The 20,876-nt window shown below is 71.9% G+C and carries 16 protein-coding genes; 4 read left to right on the forward strand and 12 right to left on the reverse strand.

Annotation, left to right across the window (positions count from 1 at the left end; all coding sequences use genetic code 11):
• The first annotated feature begins 18 nt into the window (after nt 1-18).
• Nucleotides 19-615, forward strand: coding sequence for a TetR/AcrR family transcriptional regulator (locus ACZ4VA_RS27835; RefSeq protein ID WP_468082871.1), 597 nt, complete (start codon nt 19-21; stop codon nt 613-615).
• Nucleotides 616-1,036: 421 nt separating this feature from the next.
• Here the strand turns inward: ACZ4VA_RS27835 and ACZ4VA_RS27840 are convergent, their stop codons facing one another.
• Both ACZ4VA_RS27840 and ACZ4VA_RS27845 read right to left on the reverse strand, forming a co-directional pair.
• Nucleotides 1,037-2,329 carry an MFS transporter gene (locus tag ACZ4VA_RS27840; RefSeq protein WP_468083005.1) on the reverse strand — a complete coding sequence of 431 codons (1,293 nt, stop codon included), beginning with the start codon at nt 2,327-2,329 and terminating at the stop codon, nt 1,037-1,039.
• 367 nt (nt 2,330-2,696) lie between these two features.
• Nucleotides 2,697-3,362 carry a TetR/AcrR family transcriptional regulator gene (locus ACZ4VA_RS27845; RefSeq protein ID WP_355794116.1) on the reverse strand — a complete coding sequence of 222 codons (666 nt, stop codon included), beginning with the start codon at nt 3,360-3,362 and terminating at the stop codon, nt 2,697-2,699.
• A 278-nt stretch (nt 3,363-3,640) separates the two neighbouring features.
• On the opposite strand from ACZ4VA_RS27845, the gene ACZ4VA_RS27850 reads away from it, so the two are divergent.
• Together ACZ4VA_RS27850 and ACZ4VA_RS27855 are read left to right on the forward strand one after the other, a co-directional pair.
• Nucleotides 3,641-4,516, forward strand: a complete 876-nt coding sequence (locus ACZ4VA_RS27850) for a shikimate dehydrogenase (RefSeq protein ID WP_356171569.1) — start codon at nt 3,641-3,643, stop codon at nt 4,514-4,516.
• A gap of 84 nt (nt 4,517-4,600) precedes the next feature.
• Complete coding sequence (locus tag ACZ4VA_RS27855) at nt 4,601-6,418, forward strand: bifunctional sugar phosphate isomerase/epimerase/4-hydroxyphenylpyruvate dioxygenase family protein (RefSeq protein WP_388902816.1); 1,818 nt, start codon at nt 4,601-4,603, stop codon at nt 6,416-6,418.
• Nucleotides 6,419-6,551: 133 nt separating this feature from the next.
• Here ACZ4VA_RS27855 and ACZ4VA_RS27860 read toward each other — a convergent pair whose 3' ends face one another.
• From ACZ4VA_RS27860 to tkt, 8 genes are all read right to left on the reverse strand, one after another.
• Nucleotides 6,552-7,007: a tellurite resistance TerB family protein gene (locus tag ACZ4VA_RS27860; protein ID WP_355795345.1), complete on the reverse strand. Its 456-nt coding sequence runs from the start codon at nt 7,005-7,007 to the stop codon at nt 6,552-6,554.
• Between the two features lie 81 nt (nt 7,008-7,088).
• Nucleotides 7,089-7,694: a histidine phosphatase family protein gene (locus ACZ4VA_RS27865; RefSeq protein WP_468082874.1), complete on the reverse strand. Its 606-nt coding sequence runs from the start codon at nt 7,692-7,694 to the stop codon at nt 7,089-7,091.
• A gap of 5 nt (nt 7,695-7,699) precedes the next feature.
• The gene (gnd, locus tag ACZ4VA_RS27870; protein ID WP_356171585.1) at nt 7,700-8,578 is read right to left on the reverse strand and encodes a phosphogluconate dehydrogenase (NAD(+)-dependent, decarboxylating); all 879 of its coding nucleotides are present in this window, start codon (nt 8,576-8,578) and stop codon (nt 7,700-7,702) included.
• Nucleotides 8,579-8,593: 15 nt separating this feature from the next.
• Nucleotides 8,594-10,243: a glucose-6-phosphate isomerase gene (gene pgi / locus ACZ4VA_RS27875; protein WP_356237905.1), complete on the reverse strand. Its 1,650-nt coding sequence runs from the start codon at nt 10,241-10,243 to the stop codon at nt 8,594-8,596.
• On the reverse strand, nt 10,236-11,171 hold the full coding sequence (gene opcA, locus ACZ4VA_RS27880) for a glucose-6-phosphate dehydrogenase assembly protein OpcA (RefSeq protein ID WP_355788698.1): 936 nt from the start codon (nt 11,169-11,171) through the stop codon (nt 10,236-10,238). The genes pgi and opcA overlap by 8 nt, the downstream gene beginning before the upstream one ends.
• Nucleotides 11,168-12,901, reverse strand: a complete 1,734-nt coding sequence (zwf, locus tag ACZ4VA_RS27885) for a glucose-6-phosphate dehydrogenase (RefSeq protein WP_355788695.1) — start codon at nt 12,899-12,901, stop codon at nt 11,168-11,170. The genes opcA and zwf overlap by 4 nt, the downstream gene beginning before the upstream one ends.
• Nucleotides 12,898-14,043: a transaldolase gene (tal, locus tag ACZ4VA_RS27890; protein ID WP_468082876.1), complete on the reverse strand. Its 1,146-nt coding sequence runs from the start codon at nt 14,041-14,043 to the stop codon at nt 12,898-12,900. Before tal ends, zwf begins: the two co-directional genes overlap by 4 nt.
• Nucleotides 14,044-14,062: 19 nt before the next feature.
• On the reverse strand, nt 14,063-16,138 hold the full coding sequence (gene tkt / locus ACZ4VA_RS27895; protein ID WP_468082878.1) for a transketolase: 2,076 nt from the start codon (nt 16,136-16,138) through the stop codon (nt 14,063-14,065).
• Between the two features lie 146 nt (nt 16,139-16,284).
• Here tkt and ACZ4VA_RS27900 point away from each other — a divergent pair, with 146 nt between their 5' ends.
• Nucleotides 16,285-17,184, forward strand: a complete 900-nt coding sequence (locus tag ACZ4VA_RS27900) for a helix-turn-helix transcriptional regulator (RefSeq protein ID WP_355794181.1) — start codon at nt 16,285-16,287, stop codon at nt 17,182-17,184.
• A gap of 51 nt (nt 17,185-17,235) precedes the next feature.
• Here the strand turns inward: ACZ4VA_RS27900 and ACZ4VA_RS27905 are convergent, their stop codons facing one another.
• Complete coding sequence (locus ACZ4VA_RS27905; protein WP_468082880.1) at nt 17,236-18,639, reverse strand: glycoside hydrolase family 16 protein; 1,404 nt, start codon at nt 18,637-18,639, stop codon at nt 17,236-17,238.
• 341 nt (nt 18,640-18,980) lie between these two features.
• Entirely contained in the window at nt 18,981-20,801 is a 1,821-nt protein-coding gene (locus ACZ4VA_RS27910) for an AMP-dependent synthetase/ligase (RefSeq protein WP_468082882.1), read from the reverse strand.
• Nucleotides 20,802-20,876 lie beyond the last annotated feature (75 nt).

Below are 20,876 nucleotides of genomic sequence, written 5' to 3' on the forward strand. Positions count from 1 at the left end.
CGCGACGGGAGGTCGGACATGAAGGATTCCGAGCGGGGGCCGCGCGAGCGGATGGTCTTCAGCGCGGCCCAGCTCATCCGCCGCCAGGGCGTCACCGCCACCGGGATGCGGGACGTCGCCGCGCACGCGGGCGCGCCACGCGGATCGCTCCAGCACTACTTCCCGGGCGGCAAGGAGCAGTTGGTCAACGAGGCGGTCGGCTGGGCGGGGCGCTACGCCGGACGGCGCGTCGCGCGTTTCCTCGTCGAACTGGACGAACCGAGCCCGAGTGGGCTGTTCGCCGCGATGGTGCGGCAGTGGACCGACGAGTACGGCTCGCTCGGCTTCGCGTCGGGCTGCCCGGTGGCCGCCGCGACGGTGGACTGCGTGGGATCCACCGAGTCCACCCGCACCGCCGCCGCCGCCGCGTTCGCGTCCTGGACCGGGCCGGTGGCGGGGGCGTTGACGGACATGGGCGTACCGGCCGACCGGGCCGAGCCCCTCGCGACGCTCATGATCAGCGCGCTGGAGGGCGCTTTGCTGATCGCCAGGACCGAACAGGACGTACGCGCCCTGACGACCGTGGCCCGTGAGCTGGGCCCCTTGCTGGACGCGAGTGTCGACCGCGGGGCGTGACCGCTGCCAAGTGGCTCTCGCCGCGCTGGAGTTCGCCGGCAGCTCCGCGCGCTCTCGTGTGAGCGGGCCGGGGGAGCCGTGGTGCCGAGTGTCGTTCGCCGCCCTCACCGTGGGGCGGCGCGCTCCGCGCACACCGGCCGTCCCTGAACCCGGCCGGTGTGCGCGAAGTCGAACTCTACGACGCCGGGCGTGCGGTGTCCGCCCGTAGCGGCGCCTTGATCGCTCCGGTGTGAGGGATTCGGTGCCCGGGCGGACCACCTGAGCGACGGTCCGTGCCGGGCGACGGGGGCGACGGACGAAGGGTGTCGGATGTCGCCGGCGTCCTGAACAACCGTACAGGAGACGGGACTTGAGGGGTCCGTCGTCGCGCCCGGTCCCCAACTGCCGTGTGCGGTCGGGGGACCGGGCGGCCTCGGGACGGTCAGGCGGGGACGGACTCCTGTCGGGAGGCCGTGCGCGGCGTCCGCACGCCGAGTTCCTCGGTCGGCACCTTGTGCGTCTCGCGGGCGGTGACGGCGGCGATGACCGGCGGGACGCACAGGGCCGCCGTGAACAGGGCCACGGCGGACCAGTCGCCGTCCGGGCCGGCGATCCGCGCCGCGAACGTGACGGCGAACCCGGCCACGGCGAAGCCGATCTGGGTGCCGATGGCCATGCCGGACAGCCGCACCCGGGTGGAGAACATCTCGCCGTAGAAGGCGGGCCACACGCCGTTCGCGGCGCTGTAGACGACACCGAAGGCGACGATGCCCAGCACGAGCACCAGCGGGTAGGAGCCCGTCGAGATGGCCCACAGGTAACCGAACATGGCGACCGCGCTGCCGACGGCGCCGACGAGGAAGACCGGACGCCGGCCGATGCGGTCGGAGAGCGTCGCCCACAGCGGGATGGCGCCGAGGGCGACGACGTTGGCGAGCGCGCCCACCCACAGCATCCCGGAGCGGGACATGCCGACCGCGTCGCTGGTCGCGTACGCCAGTGCCCACACCGTGAAGATCGTGCTCACGGAGGCGATGACGGCGCCCGCGACGACCCGGAGCACGTCCGCGCGGTGGTCGCGCAGCAGCACGGCCAGCGGCAGCCGGACCACGCCTTCCGTGGCGGCCTGCTGCGTGAAGGCCGGGGTCTCCTGGAGCGTGCGGCGGATGACGAAGCCGACGACGGCGACCGCGACGCTCAGCCAGAACGGGACGCGCCAGCCCCACGACAGGAGCTGGTCCTCGGGGAGCGCGGCGATCGGCAGGAAGACCAGGGTCGCCAGGAGCTGCCCGCCCTGGGTGCCGCTGAGGGTGAAGCTGGTGAAGAAGCCGCGCCGGTCCGCCGGAGCGTGTTCCAGGGACATGGAGTTGGCGCTGGCCTGCTCGCCGGCCGCGGAGATGCCCTGGAGCACCCGGCACAGCACGAGCAGGACCGGCGCGAGGTCGCCCACCTGGCTCCGGGTCGGCAGACAGCCGATGAGGAACGTGGAGAGGCCCATCAGCATCAGTGTGAAGACCATGATCCGTTTGCGGCCGACGCGGTCGCCGAAGTGCCCGAGGAACAGCGCGCCGACCGGGCGCGCGGCGTAGGCGACACCGAACGTGGCCAGCGACAGCAGCGTCGCGGTGGCCGGGTCCGACTCGTCGAAGAAGACCTTGGGGAAGATCAGCGCGGCGGCGCTGCCGTAGATGAAGAAATCGTAGTACTCCAGGGCGCTGCCGATCCAGGCGGCCATGGCGGCCTTCCGGGGCTGGCCGGGAGGGGCGTCGAGCGGTGTGGCGGGGGCAGGCACGGCGTGCTCCTTCGAGGGAACTCCGGGGACGGGAGTGACGGAGGGGGAGGAGCCGGATCCCTGGGGTGTGCGGGTCGGCTGCGCCGGGTGCGCGCCCCGGCTAATTAACCCACTGGATAGTTAGTAGCGGATTGGCTACGGATGTTGCGCCCGCGTTTCCGTCCTGTCAAGAGGTCGCGCCGGGGGACCTCGGGGCCCATGCCGGCCCCCGGCCCGCGGTCCGCTGATCGCCCCTCGGCTGACGACCGGCGGCGAAAGCGCAGCTCGGGCGCGCTGTTGATGGTGGGTCGGTGGCCGGGCGGCGGCGAGCTCAGTCCGCGGAGCGGTCGGCCGTCAGATAGGCGATGACCATGTCGCCGAGCATGGTGCGGTAGTGCTCGCGCCGGCCGGAGGCGACCAGGTCACGGCCGAACAGGGCGCCGAAGGTATGCCTGTTGGCGACCCGGAAGAAGCAGAACGCGCTGATCATCGCGTGCAGGTCCACGGCGTCGACGTCGGCCGTGAACAGGCCCGAGCTGCGGCCCGCCTCCAGGATGCGGCGGATCACGTCCAGTGCGGGCGAGCCGATCCTGCCCAGCTCCTCGGACGCGGCGATGTGCTCGGCGCCGTGGATGTTCTCGATGCTCACCAGGCGGATGAAGTCGGGATGCCTCTCGTGGTGGTCGAACGTGACCTCGGCGAGGCGGCGGATGGCCGCGACCGGGTCCAGGTGCTCGACGTCCAACTCCTGCTCGGCCTGCCGGATCACGGAGTACGCCCGCTCCAGGACGGCCGTGAACAACTGCTCCTTGCCGCCGAAGTAGTAGTAGATCATCCGCTTCGTGGTGCGGGTGCGGGCGGCGATCTCGTCCACGCGGGCGCCCGTGTAGCCGGCGCGCGCGAACTCCTCGGTGGCCACGTCGAGGATCTCGGCCCTGGTACGCGCGGCGTCGCGAATACGGCCGTTGGGTCGTGCCGGTTCTTCGACGCTGGTCATCGGGTTCCTTCGGGCGGGGGCCAGTGCTCGCGATTGTAGAAGCAGGCCGCCGCCCCGTGGCCGCCGGTCTCGGAGGGTGGAGGGGCCGGGGCGGGACGCGTCGAGCGGTACCCGGGGGGTGCCCTCCGTCCGGGCCGGCTGCCGGACGAGGCTCGGGTGGGGGTTCCCGCCGCCACGAGATCCTGCTATTACTAACGTACTAGTTCGTACATTAGCGGCGGGCGCGGACCCGACGCGCACCGTCGTACGCCAGGCAAGGCATCGCTCAGGAGGCCGCCGTGACCCAGGACTCGTATCTCGTCGGCCTCGTCGGTTCCGGCATCGGACCCTCCCTCAGCCCCGGGCTGCACGAGCGGGAGGCCGACCGGCAGGGGCTGCGCTACCTGTACCGGCTCATCGACGTCGACCGGTTCGACGGGGGACCGGAGGCGGTGGGCGACCTCGTGCGGAGCGCCCGCGCCCTCGGCTTCGACGGGCTCAACGTCACCCATCCCTGCAAGCAGCTCGTCATCCCCCACCTCGACGCACTCTCCCCGCAGGCCGAGGCGCTCGGCGCGGTGAACACCGTGGTCTTCGAGGACGGCCGCGCGGTCGGACACAACACGGACGTCACCGGATTCGCCGCCTCCTTCGCCCGAGGACTGCCCGACGCCCCGCTGGAGCGCGTCGTGCAGCTCGGGGCCGGAGGCGCGGGCGCTGCCGTCGCCCACGCCCTGCTCACGCTGGGCGCGGGGCACGTGAGCGTCGTCGACGCACTCGGTGACCGTGCCGCCGGGCTCGCCGCCGCGCTCAACGGCCACTTCGGCGAGGGGCGCGCCGGGGCCGCGACGCCGGACGCGCTGGCCCCGCTGCTGACCCGGGCCGACGGGGTCGTGCACGCCACCCCCACCGGGATGGCCGCACACCCGGGCCTTCCCCTGCCTGCCGGGCTGCTGCGCCCCGAACTGTGGGTCGCCGAGGTGGTCTACCGGCCGCTGGACACCGAACTGCTGCGCGCCGCCCGCGCGATCGGCTGCGCGACCCTCGACGGCGGCGGCATGGCCGTCTTCCAGGCGGCGGACGCTTTCCGGCTGTTCACGGGGCGAGAACCCGACACCGCCCGGATGCTGGCGGACATCGCCGAACTGGCGGACGGGGCGGGAGCCCGGCGCTGACCGCGCGGGCAGGGCCCGCACGCGCCCCCCGGTGTCGGACCCCCGTCCGGCCGGACCGAATCACCAGCGACGAAGGAGCAGCCCGTGCGTACGTCCATCGCCACCGTCTCGCTCAGCGGATCCCTGACCGAGAAGCTCACGGCCGCGGCCCGGGCGGGCTTCGACGGCGTCGAGATCTTCGAGAACGACCTGCTCGCGAGCCCGCTGACCCCCGAGGAGATCCGCGCCCGCACGGCCGACCTCGGTCTGGGCATCGACCTCTACCAGCCGATGCGCGACATCGAGGCGGTGCCGGAGGACGAGTTCGAGCGGAATCTGCGCCGGGCGCGGCACAAGTTCGCGCTCATGGAGCGGCTCGGCGCCGACACCGTCCTGGTGTGCTCCAGCGTCTCCCCCCTGGCCGTCGACGACGACGCGCTCGCCGCCGGGCAGCTGAGCGCTCTGGCCGACGTGGCACGGGACTTCGGCATCCGCGTGGCGTACGAGGCCCTCGCGTGGGGCCGTCACGTGAACACCTACGACCACGCGTGGCGCATCGTCGAGGCGGCCGGCCACCCCGCCCTCGGCACCTGCCTGGACAGCTTCCACATCCTCGCCCGGGGCTCCGACCCGAAGGGCATCGAGGACATCCCCGGCGAGAAGATCTTCTTCCTCCAGCTGGCCGACGCCCCCCTGATGGCCATGGACGTCCTGCAGTGGAGCCGCCACTACCGCTGCTTCCCCGGCCAGGGCGGCTTCGACCTGGCCGGACTGCTGGGCCACGTGATGCGCGCCGGATACCGGGGTCCGCTCTCCCTGGAGGTGTTCAACGACGTCTTCCGCCAGGCGGAGGCCGGGCCGACCGCCGTCGACGCCCAGCGCTCCCTGCTCGTCCTCCAGGAGGCGGCCGGTCTCGCCGCGCCGCCGGCACCCGTCGTGCCCACCGGCGTGGCCTTCGCCGAACTCGTCACCCCCGACGCCGAACCCGTCTCGGCGGTCCTGGGCGCCCTCGGCTTCACCCGCACCGCCCGGCACCGCAGCAAGCCTGTCGACCTCTGGCAGCAGGGCGAGGCCCGTGTCCTGCTCAACACGGGACCGCAGGCCCGCCGTGACGGCACCGCTCTCGCCGCCGTCGGCCTGGAGTCGCCCGACCCCGCGGGAGCCGCCCGTCGCGCCGAGGCCCTCCTCGCGCCGGTCCTGCCCCGCCGCCGGGCTCCCGAGGACGCGCCGCTCGACGCGGTGTCCGCCCCCGACGGCACCGAACTCTTCTTCTGTGCCACCAACCGCCCTGAACTCCCCAGCTGGACGCAGGACTTCGAGCGGACGGACGAGCGACCGGGCCCGTCCGGCGCTACCGGTGGTTCGGCGCCGGGGCCCGTCGAGCGCATCGACCACCTGGCGCTCACCCAGCCCTGGCACCAGTTCGACGAGGCCGCCCTCTTCCACCGCAGCGTGCTCGGACTCGCCGCGCAGGAGAGCGTCGACGTGGCGGACCCCTACGGCCTGCACCGCAGCCGCGCCGTCACCGACGCCGGCGGCAGCGTCCGCATCGCCCTGGGAGTGGGCCCCGGCCCCGCCGACGACGGCGCCCGCTCCCAGCACATCGCGCTGGCCACGGCGGACGTGGTGGCCGCCGCCCGCCGCTTCCGGGCCGCGGGCGGGCGCCTGCTGCCGATCCCGGCGAACTACTACGACGACCTGGCGGCCCGGTACGAGTTCACGGACGGCGAGCTGGCGACGTACCGCGAACTCGGCATCCTCTACGACCGTGACGCGGAAGGGGAGTTCCGCCACTGCTGGACCGAGACCGTCGGCCGCGTCTTCTTCGAACTCGTCCAGCGCGACGGCGGCTACCGCGGCTACGGAGCGGTGAACGCCCCGGTGCGGCTCGCGGCGCAGCACGCCTCGCGTCCCGTCCGCTGACCAGGACGCCGGAGGCCGGGACGGCGCGTTTGGCAGCGCAGAGGCCCGGGACACCGCGCGCTGCGGTGACCCGGGCCGGGAACTGCGGCCGCTCCCTCGGCGGACGGGGCCGGGGCGGGCGGCGTAGGTACGGCTACAGGTCGAACTCGTGCGGCGGCAGGTCCAGCGTGAAGCAGGCCTCGCGCACGATGGCCTGCTCGTCCTTGTCGAAGTCGCCGTCGGCTCCGCCGATGACGATGCCGATCTGGATCACGGCGCGGGCCTCGGCGGGCTTCTTCTTGGCCTTGGCGATCTCCTGGAGGACGCTGACCTTGCCCAGGGCGAAGTCGGCCGTCAGCTTGTTCAGGTTGTCGTCGAAGCGCCGCTGGAGGTCGGCGGCGTCGAAGTTCCTCAGCACCTCGTTCGTGGCGATCAGCTGGCTCACCCGCTGCCGCTCGGAGGCGTCGATCGAGCCGTCGGCGGCGGCGACGAGCGCGCACATCGCCATGCTCGCGTCGCGGAAGGCACCGCTCGTGAGGTCGTTCTTCTTCGCCACGAGCTGGGTCTGCATCGTCGACGCGGACTCCTTGATGCGGTCCCACAGGGCCATGAGAACTCCATACGTTGTCGAGGGCCGGCCCGCCGGGAGGGGCGGGCCGGGACCTCTTCGGTTGCTACAGCACCGTGGGAACTAGTGGACCGGCACAGAAGTTCCTGGGCTGTTCCATTCGGCCACGACCGGGCGCTCGTGCTCGGTGGAGAGCCGCCCGACCGTGCCCGTCGCGAGCTGGAAGAGCCGCCCGTGGGAGGCCGGAAGCCCCAGGTAGCGGGCGGTGAGCACACGCAGGAAGTGTCCGTGGGCGACCAGCACCACGTCCCCGTCCCCGAGGGCGGGCGCCACCCGGGCCAGCACGCGGTCGGCCCGTCGTCCCACCTCCTCGGGGGACTCGCCGGGATGACCGTCGGGACCGGGCGGCACCCCGTCGTCCCAGAGGAACCAGTCGGGCCGGGTCCGGTGGATCTCGACGGTCGTGACGCCCTCGTACGCGCCGTAGTCCCACTCGTGCAGGTCCGGGTCCGGTACGGCCCCGGACAGGCCCGCGAGTTCCGCCGTGCGGAGCGCGCGGGCCAGCGGGCTGGTGAGCGCGAGGGCGAAGGTCCGGCCGGCGAGCAGCGGGGCGAGGGACGCGGCCTGTTCCTCGCCGTGCCGCGTCAGGGGCAGGTCGGTCCAGCTGGTGTGCTGCCCCGACACGCTCCACTCGGTCTCGCCGTGGCGGACCAGCAGCAGGTCGCCCATGACGCCTACTTCGCCGATTCGACGGCGTGGCCGCCGAACTGGTTGCGCAGGGCGGCGATCATCTTCATCTGCGGCGAGTCGTCCTGCCGGGAGGCGAAGCGGGCGAAGAGCGACGCGGTGATCGCGGGCAGCGGGACGGCGTTGTCGATGGCCGCCTCGACGGTCCAGCGGCCCTCGCCGGAGTCCTCCGCGTAGCCGCGCAGCTTGTTCAGGTGCTCGTCGTCGTCCAGGGCGTTGACGGCGAGGTCGAGCAGCCAGGAGCGGATGACCGTGCCCTCCTGCCAGGACCGGAAGACCTCGCGCACGTCGGTGACGGAGTCGACCTTCTCCAGCAGCTCCCAGCCCTCGGCGTAGGCCTGCATCATGGCGTACTCGATGCCGTTGTGGACCATCTTGGAGAAGTGGCCGGCGCCGACCTTGCCCGCGTGCACGAACCCGAAGTCGCCCTCGGGCTTGAGCGCGTCGAAGATCGGCTGCACCTTGGCGACGTTCTCCGCGTCGCCGCCGACCATGAGGGCGTAGCCGTTCTCCAGGCCCCACACGCCGCCCGAGACGCCCGCGTCGACGAAGCCGATGCCCTTGGCCGCCAGCTGCTCGGCGTGCTTCTCGTCGTCGGTCCAGCGGGAGTTGCCGCCGTCCACGATGGTGTCGCCGGCCTCCAGCAGATCGCCGAGTTCGTCGACGACGGACTGGGTCGGACCGCCCGCGGGCACCATCACCCACACCACACGCGGGCCTTCGAGCTTCTCGACGAGTTCGGCGAGGCTGTTCACGTCGGCGAGGTCGGGATTGCGGTCGTAGCCGATGACGGTGTGGCCGGCGCGGCGTATCCGCTCGCGCATGTTGCCGCCCATCCTGCCGAGGCCGATGAGTCCGAGCTGCATCGTGGTCATGTCAGTTCACTTCTTCCTGAGAGTGCGGTAGGCGGCCACGAGGGCGGCGGTGGAGGGGTCGAGCCCGGGCACGTCGGCGCCCTCGGTGAGCGCGGGTTCGACGCGCTTGGCGAGGACCTTGCCGAGTTCGACGCCCCACTGGTCGAAGGAGTCGATGTTCCAGATCGCGCCCTGGACGAACACCTTGTGCTCGTAGAGCGCGATCAGCTGGCCGAGGACCGAGGGGCTCAGCTCGGTCGCCAGGACGGTGGTCGTCGGGTGGTCGCCGCGGAACGTGCGGTGCGGGACCTGCTCCTCGGGCACCCCCTCGGCGCGCACCTCGTCCGGCGTCTTGCCGAAGGCCAGCGCCTGGCCCTGCGCGAAGAGGTTGGCCATCAACAGGTCGTGCTGCGCCTTGAGTTCGTCGCTCAGTTCGTCGACCGGGTTGACGAACCCGATCAGGTCCGCCGGGATCAACTTGGTGCCCTGGTGCAGCAACTGGTAGTAGGCGTGCTGGCCGTTGGTGCCGGGGGTGCCCCAGACGACCGGGCCGGTCTGCCACTCCACGGGGCGTCCCTCGCGGTCCACCGACTTGCCGTTGGACTCCATGTCGAGCTGCTGGAGGTACGCGGTGAACCTGGACAGGTAGTGCGAGTACGGCAGCACCGCGTGCGACTGGGCGTCGAAGAAGTTCCCGTACCAGACGCCCAACAGGCCCAGCAGCAGCGGGGCGTTGGACTCGGCGGGCGCGGTGCGGAAGTGCTCGTCCACGGTCCTGAACCCGTCGAGCAGTTCGCGGAAGCGGTCGGGGCCGATCGCGATCATCAGGGACAGGCCGATCGCGGAGTCGAAGGAGTACCGGCCGCCGACCCAGTCCCAGAACTCGAACATGTTGGCCGTGTCGATGCCGAAGTCCGCGACCTTGCCGGCGTTCGTCGACAACGCCACGAAGTGCTTCGCGACCGCCTTCTCGTCGCCGTCGAACCCGGCGAGCAGCCAGGTCCGCGCCGAGGTGGCGTTGGTGATCGTCTCGATCGTGGTGAAGGTCTTCGAGGCGATGACGAACAGCGTCTCCGCCGGGTCCAGGTCGCGGACGGCCTCGTGCAGGTCGGCGCCGTCCACGTTCGACACGAACCGCACCGTCAGCGAGCGGTCGGCGAACGCCCGCAGCGCGTCGTAGGCCATCGCCGGACCGAGGTCCGAGCCGCCGATGCCGATGTTGACGACGTTCCTGATGCGCCTGCCGGTGTGCCCGGTCCACTCACCCGAGCGGACGCGCCCGGCGAAGTCGGCCATCCGGTCGAGCACGGCGTGCACACCCGGCACGACGTTCTCCCCGTCGACCTCGACCACCGCGTCGCGCGGGGCGCGCAGCGCCGTGTGCAGCACGGCCCGGTCCTCGGTGACGTTGATCCTCTCGCCGCGGAACATGGCGTCCCGCTGCCCGAACACGCCGGTGGCCGTGGCCAGTTCCTGGAGCAGCGCCAGGGTCTCGTCCGTGATCAGGTGCTTGGAGTAGTCGATGCGCAGATCGCCGACGCGCACGGTGTAGCGGTCCGCGCGCCCGGGGTCCGCGGCGAACAGCTCACGCAGCCGCGGGTGCAGCATCTCCTGCGCGCGGTGGTCCTCCAGCGCCGTCCACTCGGGACGGTGCGTGAGCTTGGGGGTGTCAGACATCGGTGGGAATCTCCTTGGTGCCCTCGCCCCGCAGGGCGACGGCGTACATCTCGTCCGCGTCGAGGCGCCGCAGCTCCTCGGCGATCAGCTCGGAGGTGCTGCGCACCTTCAGAGCCAGGGTGCGCGAGGGCTGGCCCGGCAGGGCCAGGGTGGCCAGCGGCCCCTCGGGGCGGTCGATGCGGATCTCGCCGTTCTCGGTGCCCAGCCGGACGGCGGTGACGACGGGACCCGCGGTGACGACCCGCTCGACGGCGACCCCGAGGCGGGCCTCCAGCCAGCGGGCCAGCAGCTCGGCGCTCGGGTTCTCGGCCTCGCTCTCCACGGCGGCCGAGATCACCTTCGTCCGGGCCTGGTCGAGCGCGGCGGCCAGCATCGAGCGCCACGGCGTCAGCCGGGTCCACGCCAGGTCGGTGTCACCGGGCGCGTACGCGGCGGCGCGGGCCTCCAGCGCGGCGAGCGGCGTCTCGACCGCGTACATGTCGGTGATACGGCGCGCGGCGAGGGCGCCCAGCGGGTCCTTGACCGGGATCTGCGGCGCGTCCACCGGCCACCAGACGACGACCGGCGCGTCGGGCAGCAGCAGCGGCAGGACGACGGAGTCGGCGTGGTCGGACACCTCGCCGTACATGCGCAGCACGATGGTCTCGCCGGTGCCGGCGTCGGCGCCCACCCGGACCTCGGCGTCCAGACGCGAGTTGGTGCGGTCGCGCGGGGTCCTGGCGTGGCGCTTGATGACGACCAGGGTGCGCGAGGGGTGCTCGCGCGACGCCTCCTCGGCCGCCTTGATGGAGTCGTAGGCGTTCTCCTCGTCGGTCACGATGACCATCGTGAGGACCATGCCCACGGCCGGCGTGCCGATGGCCCGGCGGCCCTTCACAAGAGCCTTGTTGATCTTGCTTGCCGTGGTGTCGGTCAGGTCGATCTTCATGGCCTGCGCCAGCTCCGTCCGTCTCGTGCGAGCATCTCGTCGGCTTCCTTGGGGCCCCAGGTGCCCGAGGCGTACTGCGCGGGCTTGCCGTGGGTGTCCCAGTGGACCTCGATCGGGTCGAGGATCTTCCAGGACTCTTCCACCTCCTGATGACGGGGGAAGAGATTGGCGTCGCCGAGCAGCACGTCCAGGATCAGCCGTTCGTACGCCTCCGGGCTGGACTCCGTGAACGACTCGCCGTACGCGAAGTCCATCGACACGTCCCGGATCTCCATCGACGTACCCGGCACCTTCGATCCGAAGCGCACGGTCATGCCCTCGTCGGGCTGGACGCGGATGACGATCGCGTTCGAGCCGAGCTCCTCCGTCGCCGTGTGGTCGAAGGGGGAGTGCGGGGCGCGCTGGAAGACGACCGCGATCTCCGTCACCCGCCGGCCGAGCCGCTTGCCCGTACGCAGGTAGAAGGGGACGCCCGCCCAACGGCGGTTGTCGATCTGCAGTTTGACGGCGGCGAAGGTGTCGGTCTTCGACTTCGCGTCGATACCGTCCTCCTGGAGGTAGCCGACGACCTTCTCGCCGCCCTGCCACCCCGCCGCGTACTGGCCGCGCACGGTGTGCTCGCCCAGGTTCTCCGGCAGCTTCACCGCCCTGAGGACCTTCAGCTTCTCGGTGAGCAGCGATTCGGCGTCGAAGGCGGCCGGCTCCTCCATGGCCGTCAGGGCCATCAGCTGGAGCAGGTGGTTCTGGATGACGTCACGGGCGGAACCGATGCCGTCGTAGTAGCCGGCCCGGCCACCGATGCCGATGTCCTCGGCCATCGTGATCTGCACGTGGTCCACGTACGACCGGTTCCAGATCGGCTCGTACATCTGGTTGGCGAAGCGGAGCGCCAGGATGTTCTGGACGGTCTCCTTGCCGAGGTAGTGGTCGATGCGGAACACCTGGTCCGGGTCGAACACCTCGTGCACGATCGCGTTCAGCTCGCGCGCGCTCGCCAGGTCGTGGCCGAACGGCTTCTCGATGACCGCGCGCCGCCAGGAACCCTCGGGCGCGTCCGCGAGCCCGTGCCGCTTGAGCTGCTGCACGACCTTCGGGAAGAACTTCGGCGGTACGGAGAGGTAGAAGGCGTAGTTGCCGCTGGTGCCGCGCGAGGCGTCCAGCTCCTCGACGGCCGCGCGCAGCTGCTTGAACGCCGTGTCGTCGTCGAAGTCGCCCGGGACGAACCGCATGCCCTCGGCGAGCTGCTGCCAGACCTCCTCGCGGAACTCGGTGCGGGCGTGCTCACGCACGGAGTCGTGCACCACCTGCGCGAAGTCCTGGTCCTCCCACTCGCGCCGGGCGAACCCGAGGAGCGAGAAGCCCGGCGGCAGCAGACCGCGGTTGGCGAGGTCGTAGACGGCCGGCATCAGCTTCTTGCGGGAGAGGTCACCGGTGACGCCGAAGATGACGAGCCCGGAGGGGCCCGCGATCCGGGGCAGCCTGCGGTCCTGGGGATGGCGCAGGGGGTTCCGCCAGTCGGCGTCGGCGCCGGTCACGCCGAGGGCCTTCGCCACGTCCGCGGGGACGTCCTCGGCCGCGGCCCCGGTGGTGTCCGCCTCCGGCTTCGCCGCCTCGGCCTTCGCCCGCTTCGGGGCCGCCTTCGCCGCGCTGTTCCTCGATTCCCCGGCGGGGGACGCCGGCGTCCCGCCGGCCTCCCGCCCCGCCGTGTCCTCGGTGGGTGTCCCGCTCATGCCCCCTCAACTCCCTTGTGCTCCAGCGACGTCGCCACGGCCTCCAGCAGGTCCTGCCAGGCGGCCTCGAACTTCGCCACGCCCTCGTCCTCCAGCTGCGCGACGACCTCGTCGTAGGAGATGCCGAGGCCCTCGACGGCCGCCAGGTCGGCGCGCGCCTGCGCGTAGCCGCCGGTCACCGTGTCGCCGCGGATGTCTCCGTGGTCTCCGGTGGCCCTGAGGGTGGCCTCCGGCATCGTGTTGACCGTGCCCGGCGCGACCAGCTCGTCGACGTACAGCGTGTCCTTGTACGACGGGTCCTTGACGCCGGTCGAGGCCCACAGGGGGCGCTGCCGGTTGGCACGGGCAGCGCCGAGGGCGGCCCAGCGGTCACCGCCGAACACCTCCTCGTACGCCTCGTAGGCCAGGCGCGCGTTGGCGAGCGCGGCGCGGCCCCTGAGCGCGAGCGCCTCGTCGGTGCCCACCTTCGCCAGCCGCTTGTCGATCTCGCTGTCGACGCGGGAGACGAAGAAGGAGGCGACGGAGTGGATGCCGGACAGGTCGATGCCCGCGGCCCCGGCCTTCTCCAGACCGGCCAGGTAGGCGTCCATCACGGCGCGGTAGCGCTCCAGCGAGAAGATCAGCGTGACGTTCACGCTGATGCCGAGGCCGATGACCTCGGTGATCGCCGGGAGGCCCGCCTCGGTGGCCGGGATCTTGATCATGACGTTCGGCCGGTCCACCAGCCAGGCGAGCTGCTTGGCCTCGGCGACCGTCGCGTCGGTGCGGTGCGCCAGACGCGGGTCGACCTCGATGGACACCCGTCCGTCGCGGCCGTCCGTCGCCTCGTACACGGGCCGCAGCACGTCGGCGGCGGCGCGGACGTCCTGCGTGGTCATCATGCGCACGGCCTCTTCGACCGTGACGCCGCGTACGGCGAGGTCGGCGAGCTGCTCCTCGTAGCCCTCGCCGGAGCCGATGGCGGCCTGGAAGATCGAGGGGTTGGTGGTGACGCCCACCACGTGCTGGTGCTCGACGAGTCCGGCGAGGTTGCCGGACGTGATCCGCTTGCGCGACAGGTCGTCCAGCCAGATGGAGACGCCTTCGTCGGAGAGGCGCTTCAGGGCTCCCGCGGCTGCGGTTGCTTCGGTCACAGTGATCATCTTCTTTCTGGCGACGGGATCAACCACGCGCGGCGGCGAGTGATTCCCGCGCGGCGGAGGCGACGTTCTCGGCGGTGAAGCCGTATTCGGCGAAGAGGGTCTTGGCGTCGGCGGAGGCGCCGAAGTGCTCCAGGGAGACGATGCGTCCGGCGTCACCCGCATACCGGTACCAAGTCAGGCCGATGCCGGCCTCGACCGCCACGCGGGCCTTCACCGAGGGCGGAAGGACGCTCTCGCGGTACTCCGCGGACTGCTCCTCGAACCACTCCACCGACGGCATCGACACCACCCGGGTGCCGACCCCCTCGGCTTCGAGCCGCTCGCGCGCCTCGACGGCCACATGCACCTCGGAGCCCGTGGCGACGAGGATCACGTCGGGCGTGCCGATGGAGGACTCCCGCAGCACGTAGCCGCCCTTGGCCGCGTCCTCGTTCGGCGCGTACACCGGGACACCCTGGCGGGTGAGCGCGAGGCCGTGCGGGGCGGGGGCGGCGGCGTGCCGGCGGAGGATCTCGCGCCAGGCGATCGCGGTCTCGTTGGCGTCGGCCGGGCGGACGACGTTGAGGCCGGGGATGGCGCGCAGCGAGGCGAGGTGCTCGACGGGCTGGTGGGTGGGGCCGTCCTCGCCGAGGCCGATGGAGTCGTGCGTCCACACGTACGTCACCGGGAGCTGCATGAGGGCGGAGAGGCGGACGGCGTTGCGCATGTAGTCGGAGAACACCAGGAAGGTGCCGCCGTAGACGCGGGTGTTGCCGTGCAGGGCGATGCCGTTCATCTCCGCGGCCATGGAGTGCTCGCGGATGCCGAAGTGGACCGTGCGGCCGTACGGGTCGGCCTCGGGCAGCGGGTTGCCCTTCGGCAGGAAGGAGCTGGTCTTGTCGATCGTGGTGTTGTTCGAGCCGGCGAGGTCGGCGGAGCCGCCCCACAGCTCGGGGATGACACCGCCGAGGGCCTGGAGCACCTTGCCGGAGGCGGCACGCGTGGCCACCGAGGTGCCCTCCTCGAAGACCGGCAGCGCGCTCTCCCAGCCCTCGGGGAGCTGCCCCGCCACGACGCGGTCGAAGAGCTTCGCGCGCTCGGGCTGCGCGAGGCGCCACTCCGCGATCCGCTTGTCCCAGGCGGCGTGCGCCTCGGCGCCCCGGTCCAGGGCCTCGCGGGCGTGGGAGAGGACCTCCGGCTCCACCTGGAAGGTGCGCTCGGGGTCGAAGCCGAGGACGCGCTTGGTGGCCGCGACCTCGTCCGCGCCGAGCGCCGAGCCGTGCGCGGCCTCCGTGTTCTGGGCGTTCGGCGCGGGCCAGGCGATGATCGTGCGCATCGCGATGATCGAGGGGCGCCCGGTCTCGGCCTGTGCCTGCCGGAGCGCCGTGTGCAGCGCGTGCACGTCGATGTCGCCGTCGGCGCCGGGCTCGATCCGCTGGACGTGCCAGCCGTAGGCCTCGTAGCGCTTCAGGACGTCCTCGGAGAAGGCGGTCGCGGTGTCGCCCTCGATCGAGATGTGGTTGTCGTCGTAGACGAAGACGAGGTTGCCGAGCTTCTGGTGGCCCGCCAGGGAGGACGCCTCGGCGGAGATGCCTTCCTGGAGGTCGCCGTCCGAGACGATCGCCCAGACGGTGTGGTCGAAGGGGGACTCGCCCTCCGGGGCCTCGGGGTCGAACAGGCCGCGCTCGTAGCGGGCGGCCATCGCCATGCCGACGGCGTTCGCGACACCCTGGCCGAGCGGTCCGGTGGTGGTCTCGACGCCCGCGGTGTGCCCGTACTCGGGGTGACCGGGCGTCTTCGAGCCGTGCGTGCGGAACGCCTTCAGGTCGTCGAGCCCGAGTTCGTAGCCCGACAGGAAGAGCTGGGTGTAGAGGGTCAGCGAGGTGTGGCCGGGGGACAGCACGAAGCGGTCGCGGCCCGTCCACTCCGGGTCGGCGGGGTCGTGTCGCATCACCTTCTGAAAGAGGGTGTACGCCGCCGGGGCGAGCGCCATCGCGGTGCCCGGGTGTCCGTTTCCGACCTGCTGCACGGCATCGGCCGCCAGAAGGCGGGCGGTGTCGACGGCACGCCGGTCGAGATCGGTCCATTCGAAGCCGTCGAAGGTCTGCGTGCTCATCTTCAAGAAGTCCTCTGCGAGAGCGGGATTACTGCTCGGACGTGTTCAAACTTAAAAGTCTGACTTTTGCCGGGGAAGGTGCCCTTGTGTCAGCCTTCGGTGAAAGTGGGACAGCGAGTGCGGGACCGAGCCGACGCGAGAAGGACATGGCGGACAGAACAACCCGAGACGGCAGCCGGGAGCAGGACGGGATCAAGACCTTTCCCTTCCCCGTCGACCTGAGCGTCTCCGGTGTCGGTATGCAGGTCGGGCCCATGGGCACCGGCCGCGCCTGGCACGCGGACGCACCCCTGGACCGCGTGCACCGCATCGACTTCCACGTCGTCATGCTGTTCCACGAGGGCCCCGTCCGGCACATGATCGACTTCGCCGAGTACGAGGCCGCCGCGGGAGAGCTGCTCTGGATCCGTCCCGGCCAGGTCCACCGCTTCTCCCGTACGAACGGGTACCGCGGGACCGCCCTCACCATGCAACCGGGTTTCCTGCCGCGCGCCACCGTCGAGGCGACCGGGCTCTACCGCTACGACCAGCCGCCGCTGCTGCGGCCCGACGCGGCACAACTCGCGGCCCTGCGGCACTCCCTGGACCAGCTGGAGCGCGAGTACGTCGACACCGCCACGCTGCCGCTCAGCCTGCACACCTCGGTGCTGCGGCACTCGCTGACCGCGTTCCTGCTCAGGCTGGCCCATCTGGCGGCCAGTTCCGCCGAGGCGGCGCAGGGGCGGAGCGACACCACCTTCACCCGGTTCCGGGACGCGGTCGAGGAGGGCTTCGCCACCAACCACAGCGTCAGCGCCTACGCCGACGCCCTCGGTTACTCCCGCCGGACCCTGGTCCGCGCGGTGCGCGCGGCGACCGGGGAGACACCCAAGGGCTTCATCGACAAGCGGGTCACGCTGGAGGCCAAGCGGCTCCTCGCGCACACGGAGATGCCCATCGGCCGGGTCGGCGCGGCCGTCGGCTTCCCCGACGCCGCCAATTTCTCCAAGTTCTTCCAGCAGCACACGGAACAGACCCCGGCGCAGTTCCGGCTGGAGCTGCGCTGAAGGGGCGGGCCGCGTGGCCCGCCCCTCCCGTGTGCCCGTGCCGCTTCGCCGTCAGTGGCCGAAGTCGAACCAGTTGACGTTCACGAAGTCGGCCGGCTGGCCGCTGCTGAAGGTCAGATAGACGTCGTGCGTGCCGGTGACGCCGGTGATGTTCGCCGGGACCGTCTTCCAGCTCTGCCAGCCGCCGGTGTTGCCCACGGCGAAGCTGCCGACCGGCGTGCTCGTACGGCTGTCCAGGCGGACCTCGACCAGACCGCTGACGCCGCCCGCCGCGCCGCTGGCGACGCGGCCGTAGAACTGCCTGGCCGCCGTGGACCCGAAGTTGACGCCCTTGAAGAGCGCCCAGTCGCCGTTGCCGATCGCGCTGATGTTCTGGCCGCCGCCGGAGTCGGTGGTCGTCTCGGTGCTCACGCCGCCCTGGCCGTCGAACGACTCGGCCTGGATCGCGCTGTACGCGTCCCGGTTGCCGGACGGGGGCGGGGTGGTGCCGCCGCCGCCGCCGGCGGCCTGCAGCACCTGCACGTAGTCGACGACCATCGGGTGGCCCGGTTCGGTGCCGCTGTCGGGGCCGCCGCCGAACGCGTCCGGGAAGCCGCCGCCCATCGCCACGTTCAGGATGATGAAGTAGCCGTGGTTCGTGGCGTTCGTCCACGTGGTCGCGTCGACCTGGTTGGCCCTGACCGTGTGGAAGTTGACGCCGTCGAGGTAGAAGCGCATCTCCTCCACGCTCGTGGACTTGTCCCACTCCACGGCGTACGTGTGGAACCCGGCCTGGCAGGTCGTGCCCGTACAGGGGGTGTTGCCGCCGATGCCCGACGTCTCGTTGCACGGGCCGCCCGGGGAGGTGCCGCAGTGCATCGTGGCCCACTCGGTGTTGAGGCCCTGGACGTTCTCCATGATGTCCAGCTCGCCGATGCCCGGCCAGTTCCAGTAGTTGCCCCGGAAGGGCGCGCCGAGCATCCAGAACGCGGGCCAGTAGCCCTTGGCGGCGGGGCCGGTCACGTTCGGCATCTGGATACGGGCCTCGACGCGCAGCTTGCCGCCCGACGGGGGCTGGAAGTAGGTGCGCCGGGTCTCGATGCGGCCGGAGGTCCACTTGCCCGAGGAGTCGCGGCGCGGGGTGATCCGCAGGTTGCCGGAACCGTCGAGGGAGACGTTGTCGGTGCTGCTCGTCATCGTCTCGATCTCGCCGGTACCGAAGTTGGCGGGACCTCCGGGGTAGCTGGTGCCGGTCGTGTACTGCCAGTTGGTGGTGTTGACGCCCGTGCCGGCGGCGCCGGTGAAGTCGTCGACGAAGACCTGGGACCAGCCGGAGGGGGGCGGGGGAGCGGAGGCGTTGGCGGGGAGGGTGGCGGCCGTGGCTGCCGCCGCCGCCAGGCTGAGCGTGCTGAACACGGCGATGAGCACGCGCCGCAGTGGGGCGCGTCTGCCGGGTGTGCCGGACGTTTCACTCATGGGGGTGCCCTCTTCAGGTACGGAGTGAGGTGCGCGGGTGTTTTTGAGAGCGCTCTCAAGGAGCTGCGCGGCCAATGTGCTCTCCGGTGGTCCAACCGTCAAGAGGTCAAGCCGAGAAAACCCTTACGGGGAGCGGGAGTTCAAGGTGTGAAGGCGGGACGCGGGCCGGAACGCGCGGTCGCCTCCCGTGAGTTGGGCCGGGCTCCGCACCTGAACCGGCCTCCGTTTCCCGCGCCGGAGTCCTCCGTTTCCGGGTCGGGCGGCGGGCTGGCGGCCAAGCGGGCGGGTGGGCGGCATGGTGGCGGGCGGCCGGTCCGGTGCGGCCGCCCGCGTCGGCCGGGTCAGTCCTCGTACAGGCCCGCCAGCGCTGCGGCGTACTTCTCGCGGATGACACGGCGCCGCATCTTCAGCGACGGGGTCAGCTCACCGGTGGCCGGGCCCCACTCCTCGGCCAGCAGCTCGTACCGCTTGACCTGCTCGGTCCTGTTCAGGCGGGAGTTGGCGGCGGCGACCGCCCGGTCCGCCTCGGCCCGCACGACGGGATGCCGCGCCAGGGCGTCCGGCCCGAGCCCCGCCTCGACGCCGTGCGCCGCCGCCCACGCGGGAGCCGTCTCCGGGTCCAGCACGAGCAGGGCGACCAGGTACGAGTGGTGATCGCCGTGCACGAGGGCCTGCCCGATCAGCGGATGCTCCTTGAGGGCGTTCTCCACCAGCGCCGGGGAGACGTTCTTGCCCGTCGAGGTGATGATCAACTCTTTCTTGCGGTCCGTGATCCAGACGAAGCCGTCCTCGTCGACCCGGCCGACGTCACCGGTGCGCAGCCAGCCCTCCTCGTCCACGGCGGGCACCACCTCGCCGTCCTCCCGGAGGTAACCGGCGAAGACCGACTCGCCGCGCACCTCCAGCTCGCCGTCCTCGGCGACCCGGATCTCCACCGACGGCACGGGACGCCCCACGGAGCCCAGCCGGAACCCGCTGCGCGGACTGTTCGCCGTGGCCACACCGGCGGTCTCCGTCATCCCCCAGGCGTCCATGACGACGATCCCGAAGCCTGCCCAGAAACGCACCACGTCGATCGGCATGGGCGCCGAGGCGCTGGCCGCCCAGGTGACCCGGTCGAGCCCCCCGACGGCCAGCAGCGGTACCATGACCCGCTCCCGCGCACGGTCGTAGGCCGCGGCGACGTCGGGCGGCGGCTCCGCGCCGCGCTCCAGGAAGCCGACGTACTCCCGTGCCACCCGGGTGGCCTCCTCGACGGCCTCCCGCTGTTCCGCGGGCAGGGCGGCGAGTCCGGTCCGCACGGTCGCGGCCAGCTTCTCCCAGATCCTCGGCACCCCGAAGAACTGGGCGGGGCGCACCGTCCGCACGGCCCCGGCGACACGCTGCGGGTCCGGGCAGAGGTACACGTGGGCGAGGCGCAGGCAGGGCACATAGATGCTCAGCATCCGCTCCGCGATGTGGGCGAACGGCAGATAACTGATGTGCTCGGTCTGCGGGGGGAGTTCGACGATACCCTCGATGGCGCGGGCGTTCGCCAGCACCTGCCGGTGGGTGAGCACCACGCCCTTGGGCTCGCCGGTGGTGCCGGAGGTGTACACGACGGTGACCGGGTCGTCGGGGCGGGACGCGTCCAGCGACTTGCCGAACTCCTCCGGTACCGGTTCGTTCAGCAGGGCGGCGTACGGCAGGTGGGTGCCCTCGCTCCCGGGTTCCACCACGACGAGCCGGGTGAGCGGGGTGCCCGCGTCGTCCAGCAACGCCGTCCACCGGTCCACCTCGGCGGCGCCCTCCACCACGGCCACGCCGGCACGGCAGTTGCGGGCGATGTGCGTCATCTGCGGCACCGCGGAGGTCCCGTACACGCTGACCGGCACCGCGCCCAGCCGGACCAGCGCGAGGTCGCAGAGCCAGTGCTCGGGCCGGTTGGCCATCATGAGCAGCACGTGGTCGCCCCGGCCGACGCCGAGTGCCGCGAACCCGGCCGCCAGCCGCGTCGTGCGCTCCCGTACCCCGGCCCAGTCCAGGGTGCTCCACTCCTCGGTGCCGGGCTCCTGCCAGGACAGCGCGGGCCGGTCGGCGTGGAGGCGGGCGTTGCGCTCCACGAGCTCGGGCACGGTCCACGGCTCGGACGGGTCTTCGGCGATGCGCGGGGCTTGCGTCATGTCGGCCTCCTGGCGGGCTGCGGCGGGGTCGTCGGCAGGCTGGTCGGCGCTCGCTCGGACAGTAGGAGCGGCGTC

The sequence above is a fragment of the Streptomyces sp. NPDC028308 genome, assembly GCF_055565855.1.